Below are 1613 nucleotides of genomic sequence, written 5' to 3'. Positions count from 1 at the left end.
CAACATGACCCTGAAATTTACCTGCAAGTGATCAAGGATTATCCGGGTAGGGTCAAGATGATTTACATCAGAGATGTCCAAGTGTCCCGACATGCTGCCATGGAAGAAATTCAATTGAAAATGAAAAACCATGGAGTGGAGATGATGTTGGTGACTGACACCATGGATGCTGCAAGGCACGCACTTTCCAAAGGCTGGATCCTAAAATCAGATGTAATCGATATCGCTGAAACCAAAAAAGAAGACGAAAAGCCTCCTAAATAACTTTTACAGGAAGGTTATAAAAAAAAATAATGAACCACAAAAGTCACAAAAGGGCACAAAAGAAAAAAATACTTGGAAACAAACATCTTCAGAATTTATAGACTTTTGTTTCCTTTTGTCTCTTTTGTGGTTCGTAAAAATTAAGTTCCTTTTTACCTATAAATCAAAAAATGGAGCATTTAAGGGGTGTTCAGTTGCTTTTAAGTTCCCCCGCCTCCACATACCAAAAGCCATCCCAATCCCAATCCCATGTTTTGAGGTTCAAGGTGGGATTTTGACCGGCATTGACGGTTTTATATTTCAGGGCTTGTTGGTCAAGGTTCCAAGTTAAAGGAGTTTGTTTTTGTACTATTTCCGGTAATTTGTCTGCATTGGACTCCATTAGGAAAAAAGCATTGGCCTGCCCAAAAACCTTGGCTAGGCCATTTTTGTCAATTGCTACTGCGGTCTTCTCATCCACAGCAATTGCTTTCAATGGTAAATTTTCAGATAAACTTTTTAGCCTTGCCATAAAACCAACCAATCTGCCTTCTCTGCCTCTTTGTGAAAAATGCTGGTCAGTAATGGTGTTCTGCAAGAAGGGATGATTGATGAGACTGGACCTCCGAACAGTCAATCTTTCATCAAATGGATTTTGGAGGGCTTCCTGACTGATAATGGAACCTCTTTCACCTGTATAGACAAACTCACCCATGATGGCACATCCGGCACTTGTCCCTCCTATAGGGATTTGTTTTTCATGAATCAGGTACTGTATTGCCTCTTCCACCTTTGACCCTTCCCATAATCTCAAGTATTGGGACTGATCACCACCTGCTATAAACAATGCCTCTGCGTTCATCAATGTCTCATACACTTTTTCATCGTTGGAGGCCTCAGCAGTATTGATCCGCAAGGTTTCCACAGAATTCAATCCGCCCATATTATACAGGTAATCATTGTATCCATCCCCGCCACTCACCCTGATGATCACAAAATCACCTCCCCCAGATCTTTCAATCATCCAACGCATGGCCGCGTCTACATCGGTACTGCCACCCATTAGTAAAAGACCACTTTCTACTTCAGCTTGGATATCTTCGGCATTACCTACCCTACCCAAAGAATAAGAATTCTGAACGGGGGGAATGGGAGGAGTGATGGTTCCTGCACTACAGGAATATGTGATAAAAAGAAAAAAATAAATCATTGCATGAAAATGCTTTGTACTGATCATGATTTTTAAGATTGGTAATTGGCTTGCAAACTAATGAATGTATTTAACAATATCTTGATCTGAATGCCCTCGTTTTTGACAGATTGATATGGAGAAGGAAATTTAATGGTGATATGATATTTATGGATACCTG

The 1613-nt window shown here is 40.4% G+C and carries 1 protein-coding gene and 1 pseudogene; one reads left to right on the top strand and one right to left on the bottom strand.

All coding sequences use genetic code 11. The features are described from left to right. Window positions 1-264 (top strand): annotated as a pseudogene (locus ACEW8O_RS11205) (hypothetical protein); the annotation flags it as partial. A 190-nt stretch (window positions 265-454) separates the two neighbouring features. Here ACEW8O_RS11205 and ACEW8O_RS11200 read toward each other — a convergent pair. Next, window positions 455-1480, bottom strand: a complete 1026-nt coding sequence (locus ACEW8O_RS11200) for a cyanophycinase (protein WP_373494718.1) — start codon at window positions 1478-1480, stop codon at window positions 455-457. Window positions 1481-1613 lie beyond the last annotated feature (133 nt).

This window comes from Aquiflexum sp. (assembly GCF_041749095.1).
GTDB lineage: Bacteria > Bacteroidota > Bacteroidia > Cytophagales > Cyclobacteriaceae > Aquiflexum.
The sequence above is the reverse complement of the archived record's forward strand: the minus strand, read 5'-3'. Positions and strand labels throughout refer to the sequence as shown.